At 67.5% G+C, this 25,892-nt stretch carries 22 protein-coding genes; 12 read left to right on the top strand and 10 right to left on the bottom strand.

What is annotated here, in order from left to right:
- Positions 1 to 2: 2 nt before the first annotated feature.
- Genes EJO66_RS22505 through EJO66_RS22515 form a run of 3 tightly spaced genes read right to left on the bottom strand, consistent with a single transcriptional unit; the run spans position 3 to position 6,720 of the window.
- Positions 3 to 3,782 (bottom strand): nitrate reductase subunit alpha, encoded by a 3,780-nt coding sequence (locus EJO66_RS22505; protein ID WP_125966177.1) that lies wholly within the window; start codon positions 3,780 to 3,782, stop codon positions 3 to 5.
- 29 nt (positions 3,783 to 3,811) lie between these two features.
- On the bottom strand, positions 3,812 to 5,464 hold the full coding sequence (locus tag EJO66_RS22510; RefSeq protein WP_125966178.1) for an MFS transporter: 1,653 nt from the start codon (positions 5,462 to 5,464) through the stop codon (positions 3,812 to 3,814).
- Positions 5,461 to 6,720, bottom strand: coding sequence for an MFS transporter (locus EJO66_RS22515; RefSeq protein ID WP_125966258.1), 1,260 nt, complete (start codon positions 6,718 to 6,720; stop codon positions 5,461 to 5,463). Before EJO66_RS22515 ends, EJO66_RS22510 begins: the two co-directional genes overlap by 4 nt.
- A gap of 159 nt (positions 6,721 to 6,879) precedes the next feature.
- On the opposite strand from EJO66_RS22515, the gene EJO66_RS22520 reads away from it, so the two are divergent.
- The 7 genes from EJO66_RS22520 (at position 6,880) to EJO66_RS22550 (ending at position 12,927) form a co-directional block, all read left to right on the top strand.
- Complete coding sequence (locus EJO66_RS22520; RefSeq protein ID WP_240648680.1) at positions 6,880 to 7,530, top strand: YitT family protein; 651 nt, start codon at positions 6,880 to 6,882, stop codon at positions 7,528 to 7,530.
- 35 nt (positions 7,531 to 7,565) lie between these two features.
- Positions 7,566 to 8,042, top strand: a complete 477-nt coding sequence (locus EJO66_RS22525) for a bacteriohemerythrin (RefSeq protein ID WP_125966179.1) — start codon at positions 7,566 to 7,568, stop codon at positions 8,040 to 8,042.
- Between the two features lie 463 nt (positions 8,043 to 8,505).
- Positions 8,506 to 9,684 (top strand): aminotransferase class V-fold PLP-dependent enzyme, encoded by a 1,179-nt coding sequence (locus EJO66_RS22530; RefSeq protein WP_125966180.1) that lies wholly within the window; start codon positions 8,506 to 8,508, stop codon positions 9,682 to 9,684.
- A gap of 42 nt (positions 9,685 to 9,726) precedes the next feature.
- Positions 9,727 to 10,626 (top strand): transporter substrate-binding domain-containing protein, encoded by a 900-nt coding sequence (locus EJO66_RS22535; RefSeq protein ID WP_125966181.1) that lies wholly within the window; start codon positions 9,727 to 9,729, stop codon positions 10,624 to 10,626.
- 33 nt (positions 10,627 to 10,659) lie between these two features.
- Positions 10,660 to 11,427 (top strand): amino acid ABC transporter permease, encoded by a 768-nt coding sequence (locus EJO66_RS22540; RefSeq protein WP_125966182.1) that lies wholly within the window; start codon positions 10,660 to 10,662, stop codon positions 11,425 to 11,427.
- The gene (locus EJO66_RS22545) at positions 11,424 to 12,116 is read left to right on the top strand and encodes an amino acid ABC transporter permease (RefSeq protein WP_125966183.1); all 693 of its coding nucleotides are present in this window, start codon (positions 11,424 to 11,426) and stop codon (positions 12,114 to 12,116) included. Before EJO66_RS22540 ends, EJO66_RS22545 begins: the two co-directional genes overlap by 4 nt.
- 19 nt (positions 12,117 to 12,135) lie before the next feature.
- Positions 12,136 to 12,927 carry an IclR family transcriptional regulator gene (locus EJO66_RS22550; RefSeq protein ID WP_164547882.1) on the top strand — a complete coding sequence of 264 codons (792 nt, stop codon included), beginning with the start codon at positions 12,136 to 12,138 and terminating at the stop codon, positions 12,925 to 12,927.
- A 213-nt stretch (positions 12,928 to 13,140) separates the two neighbouring features.
- On the opposite strand, the gene ubiM is transcribed toward EJO66_RS22550, so the two are convergent.
- From ubiM to EJO66_RS22570, 4 genes are all read right to left on the bottom strand, one after another.
- The gene (gene ubiM, locus EJO66_RS22555; RefSeq protein ID WP_125966185.1) at positions 13,141 to 14,370 is read right to left on the bottom strand and encodes a 5-demethoxyubiquinol-8 5-hydroxylase UbiM; all 1,230 of its coding nucleotides are present in this window, start codon (positions 14,368 to 14,370) and stop codon (positions 13,141 to 13,143) included.
- Positions 14,371 to 14,436: 66 nt separating this feature from the next.
- Positions 14,437 to 15,105: a hemerythrin domain-containing protein gene (locus EJO66_RS22560; protein ID WP_125966186.1), complete on the bottom strand. Its 669-nt coding sequence runs from the start codon at positions 15,103 to 15,105 to the stop codon at positions 14,437 to 14,439.
- 32 nt (positions 15,106 to 15,137) lie between these two features.
- On the bottom strand, positions 15,138 to 15,593 hold the full coding sequence (locus EJO66_RS22565) for an OsmC family protein (RefSeq protein ID WP_125966187.1): 456 nt from the start codon (positions 15,591 to 15,593) through the stop codon (positions 15,138 to 15,140).
- Between the two features lie 90 nt (positions 15,594 to 15,683).
- Entirely contained in the window at positions 15,684 to 16,259 is a 576-nt protein-coding gene (locus EJO66_RS22570) for a Rossmann-fold NAD(P)-binding domain-containing protein (protein ID WP_164547883.1), read from the bottom strand.
- 209 nt (positions 16,260 to 16,468) lie between these two features.
- On the opposite strand from EJO66_RS22570, the gene EJO66_RS22575 reads away from it, so the two are divergent.
- The 3 genes from EJO66_RS22575 to EJO66_RS22585 are packed head-to-tail and all read left to right on the top strand — an operon-like array spanning position 16,469 to position 20,796.
- Positions 16,469 to 17,188 (top strand): ABC transporter ATP-binding protein, encoded by a 720-nt coding sequence (locus EJO66_RS22575; protein ID WP_125966190.1) that lies wholly within the window; start codon positions 16,469 to 16,471, stop codon positions 17,186 to 17,188.
- A 7-nt stretch (positions 17,189 to 17,195) separates the two neighbouring features.
- Positions 17,196 to 19,586, top strand: coding sequence for an ABC transporter permease (locus tag EJO66_RS22580; protein ID WP_125966192.1), 2,391 nt, complete (start codon positions 17,196 to 17,198; stop codon positions 19,584 to 19,586).
- 7 nt (positions 19,587 to 19,593) lie between these two features.
- Positions 19,594 to 20,796, top strand: a complete 1,203-nt coding sequence (locus tag EJO66_RS22585; RefSeq protein ID WP_125966193.1) for an efflux RND transporter periplasmic adaptor subunit — start codon at positions 19,594 to 19,596, stop codon at positions 20,794 to 20,796.
- 56 nt (positions 20,797 to 20,852) lie between these two features.
- Here the strand turns inward: EJO66_RS22585 and EJO66_RS22590 are convergent, their stop codons facing one another.
- Positions 20,853 to 21,275 carry an Hsp20/alpha crystallin family protein gene (locus EJO66_RS22590; RefSeq protein ID WP_125966194.1) on the bottom strand — a complete coding sequence of 141 codons (423 nt, stop codon included), beginning with the start codon at positions 21,273 to 21,275 and terminating at the stop codon, positions 20,853 to 20,855.
- A 248-nt stretch (positions 21,276 to 21,523) separates the two neighbouring features.
- Between EJO66_RS22590 and EJO66_RS22595 the strand changes: the two genes are divergently transcribed.
- Positions 21,524 to 22,915, top strand: a complete 1,392-nt coding sequence (locus EJO66_RS22595) for a phenylacetate--CoA ligase family protein (RefSeq protein WP_125966196.1) — start codon at positions 21,524 to 21,526, stop codon at positions 22,913 to 22,915.
- Positions 22,916 to 23,249: 334 nt separating this feature from the next.
- The gene (locus EJO66_RS22600; RefSeq protein WP_125966197.1) at positions 23,250 to 23,909 is read left to right on the top strand and encodes a phosphoribosyltransferase; all 660 of its coding nucleotides are present in this window, start codon (positions 23,250 to 23,252) and stop codon (positions 23,907 to 23,909) included.
- Positions 23,910 to 23,958: 49 nt separating this feature from the next.
- On the opposite strand, the gene EJO66_RS22605 is transcribed toward EJO66_RS22600, so the two are convergent.
- On the bottom strand, positions 23,959 to 25,032 hold the full coding sequence (locus tag EJO66_RS22605; protein WP_125966199.1) for a hypothetical protein: 1,074 nt from the start codon (positions 25,030 to 25,032) through the stop codon (positions 23,959 to 23,961).
- Positions 25,033 to 25,043: 11 nt separating this feature from the next.
- Positions 25,044 to 25,880, bottom strand: coding sequence for a universal stress protein (locus EJO66_RS22610; protein WP_125966200.1), 837 nt, complete (start codon positions 25,878 to 25,880; stop codon positions 25,044 to 25,046).
- Positions 25,881 to 25,892: the final 12 nt, after the last annotated feature.

Below are 25,892 nucleotides of genomic sequence, written 5' to 3' on the forward strand. Positions count from 1 at the left end.
GTTCAGGCCGCCGCCGCGGCGGCCGCGTCCGCGGGCGTGTCGAGCCAGTCGACCTTGTTCATCTTGCGCACCACCACGAACTCGTCGCGGTTGGTGCCGATGGTTCCGTAGTAGTTGAAGCCGTAGCTCAGCTGCGCGTAGCCGCCGATCATGTGCGTGGGCTTCAGCACGATGCGGGTCACCGAGTTGTGGATGCCGCCGCGCGTGCCGGTGATCTCGGAGCCGGGCGTGTTGATGATCTTCTCCTGCGCGTGGTACATCATCACCATGCCCGGGTTGACGCGCTGGCTCACCACCGCGCGCGCCGCAATGGCGCCGTTGATGTTGAACAGCTCGACCCAGTCGTTGTCGACGATGCCGGCGCTCTTCGCGTCGTCCTCCGACAGCCACACCACCGGACCGCCGCGGTTCAGCGTGAGCATCAGCAGGTTGTCGGTGTACGTGGAGTGGATGCCCCACTTCTGGTGCGGCGTGATGAAGTTGAGCTGGATCTCCTTGTTGCCGTTGCTGCGGATGTTGTGGATGTCCTTCGTGGTCTTCAGGTCGACCGGGGGGCGGTAGACCGCCAGGCTTTCGCCGAAGGCCCGCATCCACGGATGGTCCAGGTAGAACTGCTGGCGGCCCGTCAGCGTGCGCCATGGGATCAGCTCGTGGACGTTGGTGTAGCCCGCGTTGTAGGAGACCTTCTCGCTCTCGATGCCGCTCCAGGTGGGCGAGGAGATGATCTTGCGCGGCTGCGCCTGGATGTCGCGGAAACGGATCTTCTCGTCCTCGCGGTAGATCGCCAGGTGCGTGTGGTCGCGCCCGGTCTGCTTGCCGAGGGCCTTCCATGCCTTCACGGCCACGTGGCCGTTGGTTTCGGGCGCCAGCTGCAGCACCACTTCGCAGGCGTCGATGTCGGTGTCGATGCTCGGCATGCCCTCGGTGGCGCCGGCATCGGTGACGCGGCCGTTGAGGTTGCCGAGTTCGTCGACCTCGATTTCCGTGTTCCAGCCGATGCCCTTGCCGCCGTTGCCGATCTTCTTGAGCAGCGGGCCCAGCGCGGTGAAGCGCTTGTAGAGGTTCGGATAGTCGCGCTCCACGACCGCGATCTGCGGCGCGGTCTTGCCGGGGATGAGTTCGCACTCGCCGCGCTTCCAGTCGGCCACGCCGAAGGGCTGGGCCAGCTCGGCGGGCGAATCGTGCATCAGCGGCGTGAGCACCACTTCCTTCTCGACGCCCAGATAGCCCGGGCACAGCGCGCTGAAGGTGCGCGCGAAGCCCTTGTAGATCTCCCAGTCGCTGCGCGCCTGCCACGCCGGGTCGACCGCGGTCGACAGCGGATGGATGAAGGGGTGCATGTCGCTGGTGTTGAGGTCGTTCTTCTCGTACCAGGTGGCGGTCGGCAGCACGATGTCCGAGTAGAGGCAGGTGGTGCTCATGCGGAAGTCGAGCGTCACCAGCAGGTCGAGCTTGCCTTCGGGCGCCTTGTCGTGCCAGACCACCTCGGTGGGCTTGGCATCGTCGGGCCCGAGGTCCTTGCCCTGCACGCCGTGCGTGGTGCCCAGCAGGTGCTTGAGGAAGTATTCGTGCCCCTTGCCCGAGGAGCCCAGGATGTTGGAGCGCCACACGAACATGTTGCGCGGCCAGTTCGACGGATGGTCGGGGTCTTCGCAGCTCATGCGCAGCGTGCCGTCCTTCAGTGCCCGGACCGTGTAGGCCGCACCGTCGAGGCCGGCGGCCTGCGCGTCGCGCGCCACCTGCTGCGGATGGGTCTGCAGCTGCGGCGCCGACGGCAGCCAGCCCATGCGCTCGGCGCGCACGTTGTAGTCGATCATCGTGCCGGCGAAGGCGGCCTTGTCGGCCAGCGGGGACAGCACCTCCTCCATGCCGAGCTTCTCGTAGCGCCACTGGTCGGTGTGGGCGTAGAAGAAGCTCGTCGAGTTCATCTGCCGCGGCGGGCGGATCCAGTCGAGCGCGAAGGCCAGCGGGGTCCAGCCGGTCTGCGGGCGCAGCTTTTCCTGGCCCACGTAATGGGCCCAGCCGCCGCCGCTCTGGCCGATGCAGCCGCACATCATCAGGATGTTGATGACGCCGCGGTAGTTCATGTCACTGTGATACCAGTGGTTCATGGCCGCGCCGATGATCACCATCGACTTGCCGTGCGTCTTCTCCGCGTTGGCCGCGAACTCGCGCGCCACGGTGATGACCTGGTCGCGCGGCACGCCGGTGATCTTTTCCTGCCAGGCCGGGGTGTAGGGCGTGTCGTCGTCGTAGCCGGCGGCGGCCATCTCGCCGGGCAGGCCGCGCGCCACGCCGTAGTTGGCGGCCTGCAGGTCGAACACCGTGGCGACCAGTGCGGTCTGGCCTTCCGCGCCAAGCGCAATGAGCCGCACCGGCACCGTGCGCACCAGCACGTCGCTTTGCGCGTTGTTCGGAAAGTGCTCGCTCTCGATGCCGCCGAAGTAGGGGAAGCCGATCTGCGCAGGCTGGATCGCCGTGCCCGCATCGTCGAGCAGCGACAGCGTGAGCTTCACCTCGGCGCCGCGCTCCGCCTCCTTGGCCTCGAGGTTCCACTGCCCGGCATCGGCGCGGCCGTCGGCGCCCCAGCGAAAGCCGATGGCGCCCTGCGGCACCACCACGCGGCCGTCCTCGGCCAGCGCGACGGTCTTCCATTCGGGGTTGTTCGGCTGCCCGAGCCGGTCGTCGAAGTCCGAGGCCCGCAGGTAGCGGTCGGGCACCATGACCTGTTCGCCCGAGGGCAGGGTGTGCGCCTTGAGCATCACCAGCATCGGCAGGTCGGTGTAGCGGCGCGCGTAGTCGTCGAAGTATGCGGTGCGCCTGTCGAAGTAGAACTCCTTGAGGATCACGTGGCCCATGGCCATGGCAACCGCGGCATCGGTGCCCTGCTTGGGATGCATCCACAGGTCCGACAGCTTGGCCACCTCGGAGTAGTCGGGCGTGATGGCAACCGTCTTGGCACCCTTGTAGCGGACCTCGGTGAAGAAGTGCGCGTCCGGCGTGCGCGTCTGCGGCACGTTGGAGCCCCAGGCGATGACGTAGCTGGAGTTGTACCAGTCGGCCGATTCCGGCACGTCGGTCTGCTCGCCCCACACCTGCGGGCTGGCCGGCGGCAGGTCGCAGTACCAGTCGTAGAAGCTCATGCACACGCCGCCGATCAGGCTCAGGTAGCGGCTGCCCGCGGCGTAGCTCACCATCGACATGGCCGGAATCGGCGAGAAGCCGATGATGCGGTCGGGCCCGTAGCGGCGGATGGTGTGGATGTTGCTGGCCGCGACGATCTCGTTGACCTCGTCCCAGCCCGAGCGCGCGAAGCCGCCGAGTCCGCGCACGCTCTGGTAGCTGCGGCGCGTGGCCTCGTCCTGCACGATGGAGGCCCAGGCCTCGACGGGCGGCAGTGTCTTGCGCGCTTCGCGCCATGCCTTGAGCAGCGCGCCGCGCACCATCGGGTACTTGACGCGGTTGGCGCTGTACAGGTACCAGCTGTAGCTGGCGCCGCGGGCGCAGCCGCGCGGCTCGTGGTTGGGCATGTCCCAGCGGGTGCGCGGATAGTCGGTCTGCTGGGTTTCCCAGGTGACGATGCCGCCCTTGACGTAGATCTTCCACGAGCACGAGCCCGTGCAGTTCACGCCGTGGGTGCTGCGCACGATCTTGTCGTGCGCCCAGCGCGTGCGGTAGGCGTCCTCCCAGGTGCGGTCTTCGCCGGTGACCTGGCCATGGCCCTCGGCGAAGGATTCGCGCGCCTGCGCGAAGTAGGTCAGGCGGTCGAGAAAGTGGCTCATCGTTGGTCTTTCGTAGGGATTCGATTGGCTCAGGGGTTCTTCACGTAGGCGCCGCGGCGCAGGTAGAACCACCAGTTGAGAACGAGGCACAGGGCATAGAACACCGCAAAGCCGTACATCGCGTACTGGGGCGTGCCGGCCTTGATCTGCGCGCCGATGACCACGGGCGCGATGAATGCGCCGTAGGCGGCAATGGCGGATGTCCAGCCCAGCACCGGGCCGGCCCTGGCGCGGTCGAAGATCACGCCGATGGTGCGGAAGGTGGAGCCGTTGCCGATGCCGCTGGCGGCGAACAGCAGCACGAACAGCAGCATGAAGGGCAGGAAGTACTGCTCCGGCTGCGGCGAGCTGTAGGCCAGCAGCATCACGTAGCCCACGGCGGCCGATGCGATCACCATCACTGCGGAGATCACCTGCGTGACGATCGAGCCGCCCACCTTGTCAGAGATCCAGCCGCCCACCGGGCGGATCAGCGCGCCGACGAAGGGGCCGATCCACGCGTAGGTGAAGGCCGACGGTGCGTTCGGGTTCTTCAGCGTGTGCTGCAGCACGCCGGCCGTGTCGGGCACGTGGCTGATGCCGAAGATGACCGCGATCGACAGCGGCAGTGCCATCGAGAAGCCGATGAAGGAGCCGAAGGTCACGATGTACAGCGCCGTCATCGACCAGGTGTGCTTGTCGCGGAAGATCTCGAACTGCCTGGCGATGTTCTCCTTCATCGTGCCGAACGCGGCGAGCTTCATGGTGAACAGCGTGGCCACGATGATCAGCGGCATGGCCACCCACATGTTGAGCAGGCCCAGGCCCGTGGGCGCCGGCAGGTACAGGTACAGGCCCGCGATCGCCGGGGCGAACGACAGCGTGTAGAGCCAGATGATCTTCAGGAAGGCCTGGATCGTGCCGCCGGTATCGGGCGAGACGGTGCGCAGGTTGTTCATGCCGAACCAGCACAGGATCGACAGCGGCACCAGCGACAGCACCCAGGCGAAGCCCGCGTTCTGGATCCAGGTGGGCGTGCCGGCGGTGATCTTGCCCATGATCCAGCCGCTGTCCTTGAGCAGCGTCATCGGCTCGCCGCCGATGCTGCCCAGCAGGCCCACGGTCATCACCAGCGGGATGACGATCTGCATGGTGGTGACGCCGAAGTTGCCGATGCCCGCGTTCAGGCCCAGCGCGGTGCCCTGCAGGCGCTTGGGAAAGAAGGTGCTGATGTTGGACATCGAGCTGGCGAAGTTGCCGCCGCCCACGCCCGACCACAGTGCCATGAGCTGGAACACCCACAGCGGCCACTCCTTGTGCTGCAGCGCGATGCCGGTGCCGATGGCCGGCGCCAGCAGCATCGCGGTGGTCAGGAAGATGGTGTTGCGCCCACCCGCCAGGCGGATCAGGAACGCGGCCGGAATGCGCATGGTGGCGCCGGCCAGGCCCGCGATGGCGGTGAGCGTGAACAGCTCGGCCTGCGTGAAGGGAAAGCCCAGGTTGTTCATCTGCACGGTGATGATTCCCCACATGCCCCACACGGCAAAGGCGCACAGCAGCGCGGGCACCGACAGCCACAGGTTGCGCCATGCGACGTGCCTGCCGGTGCTTTCCCAGAACTGCTCGTCTTCGGGGCGCCAGTCGGCGATGTCGGCGCGGCCGTCGGCCGTGCCCGGTGGAACGGCGATGGTGCGGGTGCTCATGATTTGACTTCCAGGTTGAGTTTCGATTCACGCGCGCCGCCCATCACCTGGGTGCCGCGCACTTCGGTCCAGTACATCCAGACGAGGGAGACCCACACCACGCCGTACATCAGCATGAAGGCGCTCGAGCGGATGCCGGTGAGGTCCATCAGCGCGCCGAACATGACGGGCAGCACGAAGCCACCGAGTCCGCCGGCCAGGCCGACCACGCCGCTGATCGCGCCGATGTTGCCGGGATAGTCGTCGCTGATGTACTTGAAGACGCTGGCCTTGCCGAAGGCCATGGCAATGCCGAGCACGAACATCAGCGCGGTGAAGCTGTAGACGTTCAGCCCGATGTGGAAGGTGCGCGGGCCGTTCACCGTGAGGAGCGTGAGATCGGTCTGCGGATAGCTCAGCAGGAACAGGCAGATCCAGCACACCCACATCACCCACCAGGTGACGCTGTGCGCGCCGAACCTGTCGGACAGCCAGCCGCCGACGGCGCGCAGCACGCCGCCCGGCAGCGAGAAGCAGGCCGCCAGCAGCGCGGCGACGCGGATGTCCATGCCGTACTCGCCGACGTAGTACTGCACCATCCAAAGCGAGATGGCGACGTAGCCACCGAACACGATGCTGTAGTACTGGCAGTAGCGCAGCACCCGCGGGTCCTTCAGTGTCCTGAGCTGGTCGGCAAAGCTGGCGCTCTTGCCCGTCAGGTGCGCGGGGTCGCTGGCGCTCAGCATCCAGAACAGGACCGTGGCGCCGAGCATGATCGCCGCGTAGACCTGCGGCACCACGGCCCAGCCGAAGGCCACCACGATGGCCGGCGCCACGAACTTGTTGACGGCTGCGCCCGAATTGCCGGCGCCGTAGATGCCCATCGCGAAGCCTTGCCGTCCGCGCGGAAACCAGCGCGCCACATACGGCGTGCCGACCGAGAAGGAGCCGCCCGCGAGCCCGACGAACATGCCCAGCACGATGAAGTGCCAGTACTGCGTGGCGTAGGACATCAGCCAGATGGCGGGCACGGTGGCGGCCATCAGCAGCGTCATCACGATGCGGCCGCCGAAGCGGTCGGTCCAGATGCCCAGCGGCACGCGCACCAGTGAGCCCGTGAGCACCGGCATCGCCGTGAGCAGGCCGAACTCGGTCGCGTTGAGGTCGAGCGCCTTGCGGATCGGAATGCCGATCACGCCGAACATCATCCAGACCATGAAGCAGACGGTGAACGCCAGCGTGCTCACCGCCAGCACGCGCCAGGCCTTGGCGGGCACGGCCTGATGGGCCGATGGCGGCGAGAGTGGGGGGCTGGATGCGGTTGCGCGCTGCTGCACGATGGGTTCTCCTGAAGGGCTACCGGAGCTTAGGAGCGGGCCTTGTGGGTGCCTTGATCCACATCAAGCGGCAGCGCTTACGCAAAGACACACTGGGCCATGGATCAAAACCTGCGAGCCCAGCCCGCACGGCGATACCCTGTGCTGGACGACGCGCAGGGCTTCGCGACGGCCGTGCTGCTGGTCGGGCTGGGGCTGGCCGTGCTTCGCAGCGCCCACCTGCTGACGGGTGGTCTTCCCGGCCTGGCTTTCGTGCTGAACTATGCGTCGGGCTGGCCCCTGGGGTGGACCCTGCTGATCGTGAACCTGCCGTTCATCGCATTCGGCTGGCATGCATTCGGCTTGCGCTTCACGTGGAAGACGATCCTCGTCGTTGCCGGGCTGTCGCTGAGCGTCGAGGGGATAGGGCGGGTGCTCAGCGTGCACTCGACCCACCCGCTGGCTGCGGCGGTCGCCGGCGGCCTGCTGATAGGCGTCGGCCTGCTGATCCTGTTTCGCCATGGCGCGAGCCTCGGTGGATTCGGCGTGCTGGCGCTGTTCCTGCAGCGCCGCTACGGCTGGAGCACCGGCGCCGTGCAGATGGCATGCGATGCCGCGATCGTGGCCTCGGCCTTCGCCCTCGTGGAGCCGAGCCGTGTCGGCTACTCGATCGTTTCGGCAGTGATGGTGAACCTGGTTCTGGTGTGGAACCACCGGCCCGGCGCGCGATCGTTGATCGGCATCAAGGAACCGCCGAACGGGCATCGATAACCTCGCTTCCCAGCTCTATCCTCAGAGGAGATCGCATGGCTGTCCTGGATCGATCCGATGCAACTTCGCTCGGCCTGCCTTTCATGGACCAGGCCCGAGGGCGATTCGCCAGGCTGCTGACGCAGGTGGAGGAGGCCGGCAACGCTGCGTTGCCGGCGGCCTGGCGCGACCTGCTTGCGTACGCCGTCGAGCTCTTTGCGTGCGAGGACATCTGGATGCGGGCGTCCGGTTTCGCGGCGCGCAAGGATCACGCGGCACAGCATCGCGTGGTGCTGGAGGTGATGCGCGAAGGCGCCGTGCATGCCGCCGGGGGGCGGCTTGCGCAATTGCGGGAGATGGCGCGCCAGCTGAGGGACTGGCATGAGGCGCATGGCCGGACCATGGATGCGCCGCTTGCGCGTCATCTGCGCAAGCGGCGGGCGAGCCGCAGGAACGCCGGTGTGCAGTTGCGGGCCTCCCATGCGGCGCGGCCCCCGTTGCGCGCAGCCGCGCAGCACGCTTCGCAGCGCTGAACCCTGGCTCCCGCCGCGCCTTTGACGACTCAATGAGTTGACGGTACGCCCGACGCCCGCGTCGGGTACGCATCCGAAAGTGCTGCGCAAAAAATCTAAGTGAACGATTCCGGGTCGAACGTCGCCCCGGCATGGTGCGAGGAGTTGTCCCTGACGAGGGCGCCGTCGTGGGGCTGAGCGCGTTCGTTCAATGCTCCAAAACCCTGGGAACAGCGAATGAAAGAGCCCGAAAGATGCCGCGGGCGGTGAAATTTTGTCTCGAAATCCGGACGCGACTTCTGGGGTGATCTAGCCGTATTTTCCCCTGAAAACCCGACCCTCGATAGGGCCGAATACTGAGACGTGGCGACTCGAAGGTACTCCTAGGATGACACCGTCGCATCGATTCACGTCACACGGTGGTCATGCGTTCCGTGCACCTGCCGCCCCACTTCGGGGCAATGATTGTCGAACTGAGGAAAACATGTCCGCCCTTCTCGAAATTGATTCCATCCGCCAGGAATTTCCGGTCACCAAGCGGATGCTCTATCTGGACTCCGCGCACCAGACACCCATGGCAACCTGCGTGCGCCAGGCGCTTTCCGAGTTTCTCGCGGAAGGCAACGAAATGGCCGGCCCGAAGCCGGTGTGGATGCGCCGCGTCGAGCGTGCCCGGGAGGACGTCGCGGCGCTGCTGAATGCATTGCCCAGCGAGATCGCTTTCACCAAGAACACCTCCGAAGGCCTCAACATCGCCGCAAATGCAGTTCCACTCGCAAGCGGAGACACGGTCCTGATGCTCGAGGGCGACCATCCGAACAATGCCTATGCCTGGCTCAACCTGAAGCGCAAGGGCGTGCAGGTGCGCTTCGTGAAGGTGGCAGATGATGAAATCGCGAACGCGGAAACCTTCGAGCCCTTCATCGATGCCAAGACCAAGGTCATCTCGCTGTCACACGTGACCTTCCACGCGGGCCAGCGGCACGACATCGCCGGCATCGGCCGCCTGTGTGCGCAGAAGGGCATCTACCTGATCGTCGACGTGATGCAGTCCGTCGGCGTGCTTCCGGTCGACGTCAGGGCGCTGGGCGTGTCCGTGCTCGCCGCCGGCTGCCACAAGGGCTTGCTTGTGCCTCAGGGCCTGGGAATTCTTTACGTGAAGGCCGGCCTGGATGAGCTGCAGCCGGCCTACCTTGCGATGAGCAGCCTGGCGAATCCCCCAGAAGACTACATCGCGCGGCCTGACGATCTGGCGCCGCGCAAAGATGCCGGGCGCTTCGAGTTCGGCAACTACAACCTTCCCGATCTGCATGCCTTGTCGAGCTCGATCGACCTCATCCGAAAGACAGGTGTCGAGCGCATCGAAGAGCATGTGCTCCAACTGGGCGACCGATTGATCGCTCAACTCGAAAAGCTCGACGTGCATCTCGTCGGGCCACGGGCTCGCGCCAGTCGTGCACACATCTACGTGCTGGACCTGCCGGTCGCCGAGTGGCTCGACTACTTCACGCAGAACCAGGTACGCGTATCGCCCGAGCGCGGCGGCATTCGCATCTCCTTCGGCCTCTTCAACACCTCCGACGACGTCGACCAGGTCGTGTTGCTGATCCAGCGGCGCCTGAACCGCAGCGCCCAACCAACCTCAGCAACCCAGGCCGACTGATCGCCATCCGTTTCTTTCTTCATTGACCGCAGGAGAATCTTCATGAACCCGAAGTCGTCGTTTCTCACCGTTGCAGCCGCCTGCCTGATGGCCGCAAACATGCCCAGCTTCGCCCAGACCGGCGGAGATACGCTGCAGAAGATCAAGGAAACCGGGGCGATCACGCTTGGCTACCGCGAGTCGTCCGTGCCGTTCTCGTTCCTGGACAGCCAGCAGAAGCCTGTCGGGATTTCGATGGACCTGTGCGCGGCCGTTGTGGACAAGGTGAAGCAGCAGCTGAACATGCCCAAGCTCGAAGTCAAGCAGGTGGCGGTCAACTCCTCGAACCGCATCCCGCTGGTCGTCAACGGCACCGTCGACATCGAGTGCGGCGGCACCGCGAACAACGCCGCGCGGCAGAAGCAGGTCGCCTTTTCCGTGGCCACCTTCGTCAGCCAGCCGCTCTGGCTGGTGCGCGTGGACTCCGGCGTGAAGAGCCCGGCGGATCTCAAGGGCAAGACCATCGTGGTCACACAAGGCTCCAACGCGGTCGGCTTCGCACGCAAGTTCAACGAAGAGCAGAAGATGGGACTGACGACGATCGCGGCCAAGGACCATGGCGAGTCGATGCTCACGCTCGACAGCAACCGTGCCGTCGCCTGGCTCGAGGACGACATCCTGCTGGCGGGCGAGAAGGCGAACTCGCGCAACTCGGCGTCGTTTGCCCTCGTGCCCGGCGGCTTCGACAATATCTACTACGGCTTGATGTTGCGCAAGGATGACCCGGCGTTCAAGGCCCTCGTCGACGACGTGATCAGTGGCCTCATGAAGAGCGGCGAGTACGACAAGCTCTACAAGAAGTGGTTCGAGTCGCCGATCCCGCCGCGCAACGTGAGCCTTGCCTTTCCAATGACGGAGAAGCTGAAGGAGCGAATCAAGGCGCCCAGCGACCGGATCGACTGAAGCACCACCATCTGAAACTGACCGGAGCTCGATGTGTTCGAAGTTCTTTTCGAGACAGTCCAGGACGGCGAGGAGCTGTACCTCGCCTGGCTGCTCAATGGCTTGGCCTGGACGGTCGCCCTGGCGCTGGCGGGCTGGTGTGTTGCCTTCGTCCTGGGTGTGCTGGTCGGCTGTGGCCGGACCTCCTCCAACCGGGCGATCGCGCTGGCCGCGCGCCTGTATGTCGAGGTTTTTCGCAACATCCCCATCATCGTCCAGATGTTCCTCTGGTACTTCGTGCTGCCGGAACTGCTGCCGCCCGAGCTCGGCAATGCGATGAAGAAAATGGCGCCCCCCTGGGGGGCCTTTGTCCCCGCACTGATCGCGCTTTCTCTCTACACCGGCGCTCGCGTGGCCGAGCAAGTCAAGGCGGGTATCGAAGCATTGCCTTACGGTCAGCGCTCGGCAGCCAGGGCACTGGGCATGACCGAACTGGAGCTGTATCGCACCATTCTGCTTCCGCAGGCGCTGCGCATCATCATGCCGACGCTGACCAGCGAGGTGATGGGCATCTTCAAGAACACGTCGGTGGCACTGACCATCGGACTTCTTGAGCTCACCGCCCAGGCTCGGCAGATCAACGAGTTCACCTTCAAGACATTCCAGGCCTTCGGCGCGGCAACCATCCTCTATCTGCTGCTCGCACTCTCCGTCTACGCCGTCATGCATGGCCTGGAAAAGCGCCTCCGCACGCCCGGCACAGAGCCCACGAACACGAGACGCCGCTTCTTTCCGATGCGAAAAGAGGCAGCGAAACCATGAACCACTTCGACTTTTCCGTGATCGCGCAGGCCTGGCCGTTCCTGCTCGACGGACTGGTGTTCTCGCTGAAGCTCACCGCGGTCGGTTTTCTCGGCGGCCTGGTGCTCGGTATCGGGCTCGCTCTCGTGAGGCACCTTGAAGTTCCGGTCGCGTCCCAGCTCGCAAGCGCGTACATCACGCTGATCCGCTCGGTGCCCCTGATCATGGTGCTCTTCTGGTTCTTCTTCCTGATGCCGCTCGTGCTGATGTGGATGACCGGAGCTTCGAGGCCCGTACAGATCGGTCCTGTATGGACGGCCTTCGTGACGTTCACGCTGTTCGAAGCCGCCTACTACGCCGAGATCATTCGCGCGGGGTTCAAGTCGATGGCAAAGGGTCAGTACGGTGCATGCAAGGCGCTGGGGATGTCGACCTGGCAGACCTATCGGCTGGTCATCCTGCCGCAGGTGCTGCGTGTCGTCAGCCCGATACTGCTCACGCAGACGATCATCCTGTTTCAGGATACGTCGCTGGTCTACGTGCTGTCGGTCACCGATCTGCTGGGAGCCGCCTCGAAAATTGCCCAACGCGATGGACGCCTCGTCGAAATGTACCTGGCGGTCGCCGTGATCTACATGGTGCTTTCCTCGCTGACGTCGCAGCTTGTGGCCATCTTGAAAAATCGCTATGCAGTTCCGGGACGTCGATAGAGATCTGAATAATGCGGCCATGAGCACGATGACCAAGAAAGCGAAGAAGGCTTCGACAGCGGTCGTGGGCACGCCTGTCGAGCGGCTGTTTGCGGTCCTCAATCTGGCGGCGAAGATGGGCATGATCTCCGCCGCAGACATCGTCTATCTCCTCGACCTGCCCAGGCCGACGGCACACCGGATGATCGCCACGCTGGAGGAGCTGCAGTTTCTCCAGAAGATGCCCGTCAAGGGCAAGTACGCCGTCGCCCCCAAGCTGGTTGGATTGGCGACGTCGATCCTGAGCTCCACCATCGTCTACGCGCCGATCCAGGCGCTGCTGACGGCCGTTGCACAAAAGACCGGGGAGACCTGCGGCCTGGCGTTGATGTCCTCCGGCGAGGTCGAGTACATCGCGAGCGTCATGGGGCAGTCTCCCCTCACGCTCCAGTTCCAGGCGGGGCAGAAGGCGCCGCTCCACTGCACTTCCAGTGGACAGATCTTTCTTGCCGCACTACCGCCGGACGAGCTCGCTAAGTTCATGGCCTCCGGCCCCTGGGAGCCACTGACACCCAAGACCGTCACCGAACCGAAGATGCTTGTCGAGCGTCTTCGGAAAGTGAGGAACCAAGGCTATGCGGCCAACGAGTCCGAATACATCGCAGGCGTCGTCGGTGCCGCGGTACCCATACAGAACACGGACAGCCAGGTCGTGGCGGCGCTCACGATCTCTGCGCCCAAGAGCAGACGCACGCTTGAGGACGTCGTGGCGATGGTGCCGACACTGATGACATACGCAGATCGGCTCAGGCGGGCGATCCAACCCAGGTAAGGCAGATTTGAGTCCCTTGCCGTCTCAGAGAAATTTTCTTCGCGACCTGCCTGTGCTCGAGCATCCGCTCGAGTCGCTCATGCCGCGCGTGTGAGTGGCCTACCCACGCTGCGGCCCCAGATCGGAGCGGCTGAGCTGGTTGGCTCTCTGTGCCCGAGTCACCCGCACATGCGACCGTTCTTCGAGCTGCTGGGATGACAGCACTGGACTTGATCAGTTTCCCTGGACCGCGACCCCGGGCAATTGCAGCCCGCCGCGCCCCGTGAGGCGCGCGGTGATCGCCGCCTTGAGCGGCGGAAGATGCTGCGCACCGCGCAGGACCAGCTGCCGCGCAAGCCGCTGCGGTGCACCGGTGCTGGCATAGAGTCGCGCGACCGCATTCGTGCCGTGATAGACCGGCGCCGCGTCCCGGCGGTGCGCGCGCTCGTAGCCCGCCAGCACCGCGGCGTCGCCGATGTCCCGGTGCGCCGCGCGGGCTGCGCAAAGTGCGTGGACCAGGGACGCGACGCTCTGCAGGCCGAGGTTGTAGCCGTGCGCCGTGACCGGGTGCATGCCGACGGCCGCATCGCCGACGAGCGCACTGCGCTGGCCCACGAAGCGCCGGGCGTATGCGGCGACGAGCGGATAGGGAAAGCGCTGTCCCAGCAGCTGCATCCGGCCCAGGCGGCTGCGGAACTGGCGCTCGACGAGCAGTGCGAATTCGCTTTCGGACAATTGCATCAGCCGCTCGGCAGCCGCGGCGTCGGCGGTCACCACGACCGAGGAGACATGGCCCACGGCGGGCAGCACGGCGAGCGTGCGCTCGTAGCCGAAGCATTCGTAGGCCACGTCGTGATGCGGGAGTTCGTGCTGCATCCGGCACACGATCATGATGCGGCCGAAGTCGTGCATGTCGGCCGCGATGCCCAGCTGCTTGCGCGACCAGGAGAAGCGGCTGTCGGCCGCGACGAACAGGCGGCCCTGCAGCTGCTGCGGCAGGCCCGGCGAGGTTTCGAAATCCAGCTGCGCGTGGCCGGGCCCGGTGGCCACGCGCAGCACGTGCGCACGGTCGATCAGGCGCAGCCCCGGGCGGTCCGCCGCGGCGGCAAAGCTGACGCGGCGCAGTGCATGGTTCGGCACGATCCAGCCCAGGACCTCGGTGCCGGGGCCGCGCGGGGAAAAACTCAATGCCGCGTCCTGCCGGTCGCCATCGATGACGCGCGCTTCGCGGATGCAGCCGATCTCTTCGGGCAGGAGGCGCTGCCACAGCCCCAGGGCGCGCAGGGTGGCGACGCTGGCGTGCGTCAGCGCGATGTCCCGTCCGTCCTCGGGCGGAGCGGCCAGCGCTTCGCGCGGCTGCGCGTCGAGCACGGTGGCGGCGAAGCCGGCATCGGTGAGGGCAATGGCCAGCGCCAGCCCGGCCGGGCCGGCACCGACGATGAGGGCGTCACGTTCTTGCTGCATGCGGGAGTTCTGCGTAGGTGAAGGGCCGGATTGTGGGCGGGGCGGCGCCGCGCGCTTTGACGGGCATCAAGGCCGTGGTCGCCGCGGGGCAGGGGCATCGTCGGCGTACATCGGAAGCGCGGTGCCCGCGAATGCCTCGAGCACCGAGCCGAGGTTGCCGCAACCGTGAAGCGCGGCGACGATCGTGCGGAACAGCGGCTTGTACGGTTCCTCGGCTTCATGGCCCGCGAGCGGATCGCGGTTCATGAGGAAGGCGGCGTCGAGCTCGGCCCATTCGCCGGCGCTCAGCACCGATTCGGCGAGCGGCAGAATCTGCGTTTCCTCGACATGCATGTGGGCCAGGTAGAAGTCGGCGTAGTGCCGCATCAGCTGCTCGAATTTGTCGCGCCGCATCTCGCACTGGGCGGTGCCGCTCATCGTGCGGAACCCCAGCAGCGCATGCTCGAGTTCGCGGATGGCGCACTCGCCGTGTGCATGCTCGCGCTCGAGCCGGTCGAGTACTGCATCGGTCTGCACGCTGCGTCCGCGCAGCTTCGGAAACAGCAGCCGGCTTTCCTTCGGATGATGCAGCTTCTCCGGGAACTCGTCGACGTAGAACAGCATGGCCTGCAGGGCGTCGAAGTCGGGCAGGGTGCCGTGCCGCCGGTGTTCGCGCAGGAGCAGCGTGATCGAGCGCAGCATGGCCGACAGGGCGCGGTGCTCGTGGCGGATGATGGTCAGGCTGTCGTGGGTCATGTGAACCTCCTGCAGGAACCAGCGCCCGCTTTTCAGCCCGTCAGCAGCGCACCGCTGTCGTCGAGCACGCGCACTTCGACCGGGATGGCGGCGCGCACGCTTTGCGTGACGACGCAGAAGTCCTCGAACTGGGCCAGGGCCCGGTCGAGCTGCCTGAGCGTCGATGCCGCAACGCCGAGCCGGATGGCGACCTCGATGCCGGCCACGCGCAGCCGGCCCTGGGCATTGCGCGACAGCGCAGCATCGGCCGTCGTTCGCATGGGCACCGCCTCGTTCCTGAACTTGCGCAGCGAGAACAGCAGGCTGGATGACAGGCAGTTGGCCACTGCGGCCACCAGCAGCTGCTCCGAGTCGGGGCCGGCCCCCGTTCCCAGCGGCGGCTCCACGTCCGTCAGGAGCGCGGCGGCGCCGGGCTGCCCGAAATCGACGGCAAACCGGTACCCATCCTGCCATGCCAACGCGACAGTTGATTGGATTTCTGGATTCATGAGGCCTGCAGTGTCGGGCGCATGTGAACACGCGGGCTTGACGTGGCGCAAGGGTCGATGAAGGAACGTCCGCCGAGGCGATGCCAGGGCTCAGGTACCGCCCATCGTGGTGAGCAGCATCGCCTGCAACGCGAAGCGATGGTTCTCCGAGTGCTCGGCGGCATGCTCGCCGAGAAAGTCGATCCGCGCATCCGGACCGATCGCGCAGCCGTGTTCGCGCAGTGTCATCAGGTCCGCCAGCACCCATGCGGGGTGGTCGATGCCTTCGAGATCGTCGTAGACCGGCACGCCCGCGTGCTGTTCGATCTGCCGCACTTCGGCAGGCGTCAGGGAGGAACAATCAATCGCGTCGTACAGTCGGCCCAGCATCTGCGAAAGATGGCGGAACTGCGTGCCGCCCGGATCGATCGGGGGACCGAGCCGCACGTGGGCCACCCGCGCCCCCAGGTCCAGGGCGGCGCGATGAAGCACCGACATCTCCGCGTCGCCCGGGCCCAGGCGCAGCAAGGCGATGTTCTTGCCGGCCAGCGGCCTGTCGCCGGTGCGGCCCGCGAGCGATGCCGCCTTCAGCCGGCATGCAAGCTCGAGGACGGCCGAAAGGTCGTCGCTCAGGAACCCGTCGGGGCGCAAGCCGGGACTGTTCAAGCAGGGCAGGGTCGAATGCATCATCACCGCAGCCTATCGGCGGCGGAACCGCAATCCTTGATGGCCGTCAACTCCGCGCGACGACGGGAATGAATGTCACAGTGCATTCACCCGCCGTTCACCGTGGCGCTGCGCGCCGTGGCTGCGAGTCCTTGGCCGCACGCGCACAGGCTGGCCTGGAGTTGACGAAGATCAGGGCCCGCGGCGGCATCGCGCCGCAGGATCGGCGCATGTCTGTCGATCCACTGCTTCCCGTCTTCCGGGCCCGCGGCCTCGGAAAGACCTATCGTGCGGGCGACGTCGACGTCGTGGCGCTGCGCGATGTCGATCTGGACGTCATGGCCGGCGAGTTCGTGGTTCTGCTCGGACCTTCCGGCAGCGGCAAGTCGACGCTGCTCAATATCCTGGGCGGCCTCGAGGTGGCCAGCACCGGCAGCCTGCACTATTTCGAGCAGGACCTGATCGCAGCCGGCGACAGGGCACTCACGCGCTACCGGCGCGAGCACGTGGGGTTCGTGTTCCAGTTCTACAACCTCATTCCCAGCCTCACGGCGCATGAGAACGTGGCCCTGGTGACGGACATCGCGACCGATCCGATGCCGATCGACGACGCGCTGGAGCGCGTGGGCCTGTCGGCGCGGCGCGACCATTTTCCGTCCCAGCTCTCGGGCGGCGAGCAGCAGCGCGTGGCGATCGCCAGGGCCATCGTCAAGCGGCCCCGGGTGCTCCTGTGCGACGAACCCACGGGCGCGCTGGACTATGCGACGGGCAAGCTGGTGCTCGATGTGATCGCCCGCGTCAACCGCGAGCTCGGCACCACCACGCTGGTGATCACGCACAACGCCTCGATCGCAGGCATGGCCGACCGCGTGATCTCGCTCGGCGATGGCCGGGTGCAGAGGATCGAGCGCAATGCGCATCGGCTCGCGCCGGCGGAACTGTCCTGGTAGCACGGCCGTGAGAGCGCTCGACCGCAAGCTGCTGCGCGACCTGCGCACGATGTGGAGCCAGGTGCTGACGATCGCGCTGGTGGTGGCCAGCGGCGCCGGCGGCTTTCTCACGAGCCTGTCGGCGATCGACTCCCTGGCCGCCGCCCGCGACGTCTTCTATGCCCAGGGGCGCTTTGCGGACATCTTCATCACGGTCAAGCGCGCGCCGCTCGCGCTCGTCGGCCAGCTGCGCGACGTGCCGGGCGTGGCCGAGGTCCAGCCGACCATCGAGCAGATCGTGCGCATCCAGCTGCCCGCGAGCACCGACCCGGTGCTCGGCCAGCTGATCGGCATCGACCGGAGCGTGCCGCCGCGCCTGAACCAGGTGAGCATCGTGGCCGGCCGCGGGCTGTTCGATGGCGCCGCCGCCCGGGGGGGAGGGCTCGAGGCCATCGATGCGCTGGTGTCGCTGGGCTTTGCACAGGCGCGCGGCCTGAAGCCCGGCGACACCTTCGGCGCGCTGCTCAACGGCCGGCAGCGGCAGCTGCGCGTCGTCGGAACCGCCGTGTCGCCGGAGTTCGTGTTCGCGGGGCTGTGGGGCATGCCGGACCAGCGCGGGTTCGGCATCTTCTGGGTCGACCAGGAGGTGCTGGCGGGCGCCTACGACATGGAAGGCGCGTTCAACACGCTCGCGGTGCGGCTCGCCCCGGCCGCGGTGCGGCGCGTCTCCGACGCCGAGGTGGCCGATGCGCTGGCACAGCCGCTGGTGCGCTTCGGCGGCGCCGCGCCGCGCACGCGCGAGGAGCAGGTATCGCACGCCATGCTCGACAACGAGATCAAGGAGCAGCGGGTGCTCGGCATCATGCTGCCGTCCATCTTTCTCGGCGTGGCGGCGTTCCTGCTGAACGTGGTGCTGGCGCGGCTGATTGCCACGCAGCGCGAGCAGATCGCCGCGCTGAAGGCGCTGGGCTATGCGAACCGCACCATCGCCGCCCACTTCCTGAGCCTGGTGCTCGTGATCGTCGCGCTGGGCCTGGCCCTGGGCGTCGCGCTGGGCGACTGGCTGGGCGCTCGCCTGGTCGGCCTCTATGCGGAGGTCTTTCACTTTGCGGATTTCGAGCACCGCATGGATCCGCGGCTGGTGCTGCTGGCGGCCGGGGTGACGCTGGCAACGGCGCTGCTGGGAACGCTCTCGGCCATTGCGGCCACCGTTCGGCTGACGCCGGCCGAGGCCATGCGGCCGCCGGCGCCGGGGAGCTACCGCCGCACGCTGGCCGAGCGCCTGGGCATCACGCGCCTGAGTCCGGCCGTGCGCATGATTCTTCGCAACATGGAACGCCGCCCGGTGCGCACGGGCCTGTCGATCGGCGGCGTTGCGGCGGCCGTGGCGATCGTGGTGATGGGCAACTTCTTCCGCGACGCCATCGACGTGATCGTCGACAGCACCTTCACCTTGTCGATGCGCAGCAATGTCTCCGTCTGGCTCGTGGAGCCGGCGGACAATGCCGTGGCGCTGCAGCTCGCGCGCCTGCCCGGCGTGCTCGCGCACGAGTCGCTGCGCGATGTGCAGGTGACGCTGGTCAACGGCCACCTGCGCAAGCGCCTGCAGGTCCGGGGCGGCCCGGTGCGCAGCGGACTGCTGCGCATCGTGGATGTCAACGGCCGGCAATCGATTCCGCACGGCGACGGCCTGCTGCTGACCGACCGGCTGGCCGAGAAGCTGGGCCTGCGCGTGGGCGACGTGGTGCGCGTCGAGGTGCACGAGGGCCGCCGGCGCGCCTTCGAGGCGCGGGTGGACGGCACGGTGCGCGAGATGATGGGATTGAACGCCTACATGAACCGCGAGGCCCTGAACCGCGCGCTGGGCGAGGGCGACATCGCCACCGGTTTCCTGCTCGCGCTGGAGCAGGGCAGCGAGGCGCGGCTGCTGCAGGCGGTCCAGGCGCTGCCGCGCGCGGCCGGGGCGTTCAGCAAGGCGGCGATGTTGCGCAACATGCAGGAGGTGACGGCGCGCAACATCCTCATCATGAGCACGGTGCTCACGCTGTTTGCCGCGGTGATCGCCGTGGGCGTGGTCTACAACAACGCGCGCATCGCGCTGGCCGAGCGTGCCTGGGAGCTGGCCAGCCTGCGTGTGCTCGGTTTCACGCGTGCGGAGGTATCGGGCCTGCTGCTGGGCGAGATGGCGATCGGCATCGCCATTGCCCTGCCGCTCGGCATGCTGGCGGGCGATGCCCTGGTCCACCTGATCGCCATGCTGCTGAAGTCCGACCAGTTCCTGTTTCCCGTGGTGATCCGGGCGCGGACCTACGCCCTGGCCGGGTTGGCCGTGGTGCTGGCTGCCGCGGCCAGCGCGCTGATCGTGCGCCGCCGCATCGATCGCATCGACATGGTCTCGGCCCTGAAAACGAGAGAGTGAAGCCGTGATGACCTCGAAAAAAACCTTGTGGATATCGATCTCGGCGGGTGCGGCCCTCTCGGCTGTGCTGCTCTGGGCCTTTGCGCCCAGGCCGCTGGCCGTGGAGGTGGCGCGCGCCAGCTTGGGCCCGTACGAACAGGCCATCCTCGAAGACGGCAGGACGCGCCTGCGCGACCGCTATGCCCTGAGCGCGCCGCTGACCGGCCGGCTGGCCCGCATCGCGCTGCGCGAAGGAGATGCGGTGGAGGCGGGCGCCGTGGTTGCGACCATCACGCCGGCGCTTTCGCCCATGCTCGATGAGCGCACACGGCGCGAGCAGTCCGCCCGCGCCGAAGCCGCCGAGGCGGCGGTGCGCAGGGCCGAGGCCGGCGTGCAGCGCGCGCGCGTCGCCGTGGAGCAGGCGCGCATCGAGCTGCGGCGCAACGAGCAGCTGGCGCAGCAGCACTTCATTTCGCCGGCCAAGGTCGACACCGACCGGCTCACGCTCGAGGCCGCGCAGATGGAACTCGAGGCGGCCGTGCAGTCGCGCCAGGTCGCGGGGCACGAGCGCGACACCGCGCGTGCCGCCTTGATCGCCATCCGCACACCCGGCTCCGGCGAGGGAAGCTTTGCGCTGCGCTCCCCGGTGAGCGGGCGCGTCCTGCGCGTGGCACAGACCAGCGAGGCGACGGTGGCGCTCGGCGCGCCGCTGATCGACATCGGCGACACCGCGCGGCTGGAGATCGTGGTCGAGCTGCTGACCACCGATGCGCTGCAGGCGCTGCCTGGCGCCCCGGTGCGCATCGAGCGCTGGGGCGGCGAGGGCGTGCTGGAGGGCCGTGTGCGCCGCGTCGAGCCGGCCGCGTTCACCAAGGTGTCGGCGCTGGGCATCGAGGAGCAGCGCGTGAACGTCCTGATCGACCTGGTCGGGCCGCCCGATCTGTGGCGGGCGCTGGGCGATGGCTACCGGGTGGGGGTGCGCATCGTGACGCTGTCGCGCGCCTCGGTCCTGCGGGTGCCGGTGAGCGCGGTCTTTCCGCAGCCCGGCGGCGGCATGGCCGTGTTCGTGGCGAAGGCGGGAAGAGCGCAGCTTGCGCCGGTCGAGTTCGGCGGACGCAACGGCAGCGAGGCCTGGGTGCGCGGGGGGATTGCCGAGGGGGCCGAGGTGATCGTCTATCCGGCGGCGACGCTGCGCGACGGCATGCGCGTCAAGGTGCGTGCGGTGCGCTGAGGCTTCGCCGGCACCTGGCCGAACGCCGGCAAGAGCGCCGGCGTTCGGCCAGCCGCCTACTGGATCTGGAGGGTGCTGCGGCCGGTGCCTTCCCGCTTGGGAAGCGTCAGGCGCAGCACGCCATCCTCGAGCTTGGCCACTGCGGTCTTCTCGTCGACTTCGGTGGCCAGCGAGAAGCCGCGCGACACGCTGCCCCGGTAGGTTTCGGTGACCAGGGCGCGGCCATGCTTCTTTTCCTGGTCCTTCTTGATCTCGGCGGAGATCGACACATAGTTGCCGTCGATCGAGACGCGGACGTCTTCCTTCTTCGCGCCGGGAATCTCGGCCGTGACAAGGTATTCCTTGTCGTTCTCGTTCACGTCGACACGAATGTCGGCCGGCAGGTCGATGTCGTCCATCAGCTGCAGGGGCCGTGCCCAGCGGCGCAGCATGTCGGGAAACAGGTTTTCGAGCCGGTCAAGGCGAGTGAGTGCGTTCATCGGTTTGCTCCACAAGGTTGGTTGGAATTCGCACCATTCCTGCCCTCGAGCCGGGCAGCGGCGCGAGATTCCACTCTAGGCATCCGAGCACCGTCGCTTTTTGCGCTGGATCAATCCCGGCTGCAACGGTCTGATGCGCCCGCGCAGCGTGTGCGATTGATGCATGTCAATGCATGGGTGCATGATGCGCGCAAGCTCGCTGTTCCAAGGAACCGCCATGCGCCTCGCCCACTCCGGAAACGCCCCCCATGCTGCCCGTCCTTGATCCGTGGCGGGCGTGCGCTGCCGCAGCGGATGTGTCCCTGGCCGCGGGCGCTTCCGACGAAGCGCTTCGGCATCGCCGCGCCAGCCGCCTGGCGTCTCTCTTCTCGGCCGCCGCCGCGGGATCGGCCCTGTACCGGCGCGTGTTCGCCGGCCGCGATCCGACGCGCATCGGGCTGGAAGCGCTGCCCGTCGCGCACAAGAAGGAACTGATGCGCGACTTCAAGTCCTGGGTGGCCGACCCGGCACTCGACCTGGGCCGCCTGCGCGGCTTCGTCGCGGACCGCGCGAACATCGCCGAGCCCTGGCTCGGCCGCTACATGGTCTGGGAGAGTTCGGGCAGCACCGGCGAGCCGGGCATCTTCGTCCAGGACGCGGCGGCCATGGCGGTCTACGACGCCCTGGAGGCCCTGCGCCGGCCGGTGCTTCAGCCGCTCCAGCGGTGGCTGGACCCGTGGGGGCTGACCGAGCGCGTCGCCTTCGTCGGCGCGACGGGCGGCCATTTCGCAAGCACGGTGTCGGTGGAACGCCTGCGCCGGCTCCAGCCCGGTCTGGCGGACCGTCTGCGCGGCTTCTCCTTCCTGCAGCCGATCGACGCACTGGTCGCGCAGCTGAATGCGTTCCGCCCGACGGTGCTCGCCACCTATCCGAGCGCGGCGGTGCTGCTGGCGCAGGAGCGGCGCTGCGGGCGATTGAAGGTGCCGCTGCAGGAGATCTGGACCGGCGGCGAAGGCTTTTCCCGCACCAGGCGCGCCTTCGTCCGGAACGCGTTCGAGTGTCCGGTCGCCAACAGCTACGGCGCTTCGGAGTTCCTGTCGCTGGCCTTCGAGTGCAGCCTCGGCGTGCTGCATCTGAACAGCGACTGGGCGATTCTCGAGCCGGTCGATGCGCACGGCGCGGCCGTGCCGCCGGGCCGCCCGGGCACGACGACCCTGCTGACCAATCTGGCCAATCACGTGCAGCCACTGATCCGCTACGACCTGGGCGACCGCGTCACGCTGCTGGCGTCGCGCTGTGCATGCGGCTCGCGGCTTCCGGCGATCGAGGTCGAGGGGCGCGACGACGACACGCTCGTCTTTCGCGGCGCCAGCGGCGCGCCGCCCGTGAAGATCGTTCCGCTGGCGGTGAGCACCGTGCTCGAGGAGGAGGCGGGCCTGTTCGATTTCCAGCTGGTGCAGCAGGGCCCCGGCGAGCTGCTGCTGCGAACCGGCCGAAGCGGCGCGGACACGCAAGCGGCGCTGGAGAAGGCGAGCCGGGTGCTCCGGGACTTCCTGGCGGCGCAGGGGGCGGTCGGCGTGCGCATCCGGTGCCGTGTCGGCGAGAGCGGCTGCTGCGGGCGCAGCGGCAAGACCAGGCGCGTGGTTTCCTCGCTGCGCTGACGTCCCGCAGGCGAAGTCCCGTGGCAAAAAAAGAAGCCCGCCATCCTCGCGGATGGCGGGCTTGGTGAAGGTCCCCGCCCAAGCCCTTCGGCCCAGGCGGTCTGAGGTTGCCTTCATCCCCACGGTGTCGGAGCGACACCATGAACTCCCCCGAAGGGGAACCCTCACTGCCACCGCTGAATTCCCGGCGTTTGCCTTGGATCCATCGGCACGTCCAATGTAATGCCAGCCGTCGGCGCGCAGCTTGATCCAGCGCAAGTCCGGCTCGCATGGACCCGTCAATATTTGCAGGTCTCAACGAGGAATCCCTTGACGGCCGCTCCGGAGCGCCACGATGAACCAGCTTTTCGAGGATCGCGCGGATGCCGGGCGCCGCCTGGCCAGGGAACTGCGCAAGATGAATCTGCGGGATCCGGTCGTATTTGCGCTGCCTCGCGGCGGAGTCCCGGTGGCAGCAGAGGTCGCGCGTGCGCTGCGTGCACCACTCGACCTGCTGCTGGTGCACAAGATCGGCGCGCCCGGCCAGCCGGAGGTCGCCGTGGCGGCGGTTGCCGCAGGCGCGCGGCCGGTCGTCGAGGTCTGCAGTGAAACCCTGCGGCTGGCCGGTGCCTCGCCCGACTACGTGCAGGGCGAGTTGCCGCTTCATCTCGAGGAGATCGAGCGCAGGCGCAGGCTTTACTTGCAGGGGCGTCCATCGCCGCCGGTTGTGGGCCGGACGGCGGTGCTGGTCGATGATGGAATCGCAACCGGCACCACGGTGCGGGCGGCGCTGCGGAGCCTGCGCGACCGCAGGCCCGAGCGCATCGTCCTGGCCGTGCCGGTCGCTCCAGCGGCGCAGCTGGAGCGGCTGCGCACGGAGGTGGATGCCCTCGTCTGCCTTCTGACCCCGGAGCCTTTCGTCGCCGTGGGGGCGTACTACCACCATTTCAATCAGACCACCGACGAACAGGTGATCGCCCTGATGGCCGCGCAGCCGTGGGCGGCCGGGCCGTAGGCCGCGAAGCGGGCGCCGTCATCGGCAGGGGCCCGCGGCATCGGCCCGGTCATGAACCGGCAAGGGCCATGAGCGCCCGCTTCAGGTAGCGGGAAGCCTGCGGCAGCCATTTCTCCGGATGGCGGGGATCGGGCTCCATCAGGTGCGCGACGCTCAGCCGCGCCCGCATCAGGGCATTCTTCGCGGTGTACAGGCGCAGCAGGGCCGGCGCCGGCGCGTCGCCCAGGGCCGCAGCGATGCGGGTGCACAGCAGCGGGCCGATCGAGGCGTCGCCCGCCATGTCGCATTCCAGGCCCAGGAAGCACAGTTCGTCGAACGGGTCGACCTCGCCCAGGCGGGCATCGAACTCGAGCGCGTCGAACACGGCCGGCGGCTCGACGAGGCACACGTGCTCGGCGCGCAGATCGCCGTGGCCTTCGACCAGGCGGCCCTCGGCCACGCGTGCGCGCAGCAGCCCTTCGTGCAGCGTCAGCGCCTCGTCCGTGGCCTGGCAGGCTTCGCGAACGCGCGGCAGGGCGAAGGCGGCCCGCTCGAATATGCGCGCGCTGAGCGCGATGCCATGGCGAAGCCGCGCGACATATTCACCCTCGTCGACCGCAGCGCGTACCGCACTGCGATAGAAGGCCGCCAGCGTGGCGCCGAGCGCGTCGATGTCCTCCGGGCCGAGTTCGCGGCGCCGGATGAGCTCGTCGAGCATGCGGTCCTGCGGCAGCCGCCGCATGACGACGACCCAGTCCACCGTTTGCCGGCCCGGCTGGAGGTAGGCTTCCGCAACGGCGCTGAGCCTGCCGCCTTGCCATTGCAGCGCCAGCAGGCCCAGATAGACATCCGGCGCCAGCCGCCGGTTCAGCCGAAGCTCCCTGCGGGCATTGCATTCGCGCGCCTCCACGCTCGAATAGTCGACCGGGGGATAGACCACGGGCTTCTTGAGTTTCAGCACCTGCGTCTTGCCCACGAGCACCCATGACATGTGGGTTTCGATGCGTTGCGCCCGCGCGCCCGCATCGTTCGCCGCGAGAAAGGATTCGAGGCAGCGCAGCTTTGCTTCGATGTCCGGCGCGCGGTCGGCTGGCCGTCCGGCAGCAGCCGAGGGCAAAGGGGCAGGAGTGGCCTGGGTTTCCATCGCGAAGGGACTCAGTGGGCCATCCAGACGGGCAGGGTCGCCGATTCCAGCACGCTACGCGTGACACCGCCGAGCACCAGCTCCCTGGCCCTGTTGTGTCCATAGCAGCCCATGACGATCAGATCGGCACCGACGTCCCCGGCGAGCGACAGCAGGGCCCGGCCTGGTTGCCGTGCCTCGAGACTGCGATGTTCCTGCGCACGCCCGACGCCGTGCGCCAGCAGGAAGTTGCGCACCGCCGCCATCCCGGGTTCCGGGTCGCCCCCGCCTTCTTCGGCGGCGCAGACCAGGTGAACCTGCTTCGCCTTGCACAGCACCGGCGCGGCCGTGGCGAGGGCATTCGCGGCCTCGCGGGTGAAGCGCCACGCGACCAGCACCGTATCGAGCTCTGCCGACGGCGCGCCCGCGTAGGGCACGATCAGGGCCGGCTTGCCACTGCCGAGCAGCGCCGCCTCGACGAAGTCGCCGGGCACGTCGAAGCCGGTGGCATCGAAGGGGTCGCGCTGCCCCAGCACCATGAGGTCCGCGGTCAGGGCGCGGCGCACGAAGGTCTCGGTGACCGGTTCGCCGCGAAGCTCCTGCCAGTCGCTGCGGACAGGGCTGTGCTGCAAGGCGCGTTCGAATAGCGCGAGGGCGCTCGCCCGATGATCGGGATCGATCGGCCCTCGCATGGGCATCGCCGGCAGGCCGCCGGGCAGGGCCAGCGCCGGCAGCACAGGGGGCGTGACCGCGAACAGCGCGGTCATCGCGCACTCGTGGGCCTGTGCGAGCCGATGGGCGAACCGCAACCGTGTCTCGGCGCGGGCAGTGCCGTCCAGGTGGACAAGGATGGAATGGAGCGAGTTCATGGATGCCATGCT

The sequence above is a fragment of the Variovorax beijingensis genome, from assembly GCF_003951285.1.
Taxonomy (GTDB): Bacteria; Pseudomonadota; Gammaproteobacteria; order Burkholderiales; family Burkholderiaceae_C; genus Variovorax; species Variovorax beijingensis.

Bases quoted from the DNA above. Each gene is read 5' to 3' on its own strand.
- EJO66_RS22505 (WP_125966177.1), bottom strand. From the start codon at position 3,782: ATGAGCCACTTTCTCGACCGCCTGACCTACTTCGCGCAGGCGCGCGAA.
- EJO66_RS22545 (WP_125966183.1), top strand. From the start codon at position 11,424: ATGAACCACTTCGACTTTTCCGTGATCGCGCAGGCCTGGCCGTTCCTG.
- EJO66_RS22560 (WP_125966186.1), bottom strand. From the start codon at position 15,105: ATGACCCACGACAGCCTGACCATCATCCGCCACGAGCACCGCGCCCTG.
- EJO66_RS22565 (WP_125966187.1), bottom strand. From the start codon at position 15,593: ATGAATCCAGAAATCCAATCAACTGTCGCGTTGGCATGGCAGGATGGG.
- EJO66_RS22600 (WP_125966197.1), top strand. From the start codon at position 23,250: ATGAACCAGCTTTTCGAGGATCGCGCGGATGCCGGGCGCCGCCTGGCC.
- EJO66_RS22535 (WP_125966181.1), top strand. From the start codon at position 9,727: ATGAACCCGAAGTCGTCGTTTCTCACCGTTGCAGCCGCCTGCCTGATG.
- EJO66_RS22585 (WP_125966193.1), top strand. From the start codon at position 19,594: ATGACCTCGAAAAAAACCTTGTGGATATCGATCTCGGCGGGTGCGGCC.
- EJO66_RS22510 (WP_125966178.1), bottom strand. From the start codon at position 5,464: ATGAGCACCCGCACCATCGCCGTTCCACCGGGCACGGCCGACGGCCGC.
- EJO66_RS22610 (WP_125966200.1), bottom strand. From the start codon at position 25,880: ATGAACTCGCTCCATTCCATCCTTGTCCACCTGGACGGCACTGCCCGC.
- EJO66_RS22595 (WP_125966196.1), top strand. From the start codon at position 21,524: ATGCTGCCCGTCCTTGATCCGTGGCGGGCGTGCGCTGCCGCAGCGGAT.
- EJO66_RS22575 (WP_125966190.1), top strand. From the start codon at position 16,469: ATGTCTGTCGATCCACTGCTTCCCGTCTTCCGGGCCCGCGGCCTCGGA.
- EJO66_RS22520 (WP_240648680.1), top strand. From the start codon at position 6,880: ATGGATCAAAACCTGCGAGCCCAGCCCGCACGGCGATACCCTGTGCTG.
- EJO66_RS22570 (WP_164547883.1), bottom strand. From the start codon at position 16,259: ATGCATTCGACCCTGCCCTGCTTGAACAGTCCCGGCTTGCGCCCCGAC.
- EJO66_RS22590 (WP_125966194.1), bottom strand. From the start codon at position 21,275: ATGAACGCACTCACTCGCCTTGACCGGCTCGAAAACCTGTTTCCCGAC.
- EJO66_RS22530 (WP_125966180.1), top strand. From the start codon at position 8,506: ATGTCCGCCCTTCTCGAAATTGATTCCATCCGCCAGGAATTTCCGGTC.
- EJO66_RS22550 (WP_164547882.1), top strand. From the start codon at position 12,136: ATGAGCACGATGACCAAGAAAGCGAAGAAGGCTTCGACAGCGGTCGTG.
- EJO66_RS22525 (WP_125966179.1), top strand. From the start codon at position 7,566: ATGGCTGTCCTGGATCGATCCGATGCAACTTCGCTCGGCCTGCCTTTC.
- ubiM (WP_125966185.1), bottom strand. From the start codon at position 14,370: ATGCAGCAAGAACGTGACGCCCTCATCGTCGGTGCCGGCCCGGCCGGG.
- EJO66_RS22605 (WP_125966199.1), bottom strand. From the start codon at position 25,032: ATGGAAACCCAGGCCACTCCTGCCCCTTTGCCCTCGGCTGCTGCCGGA.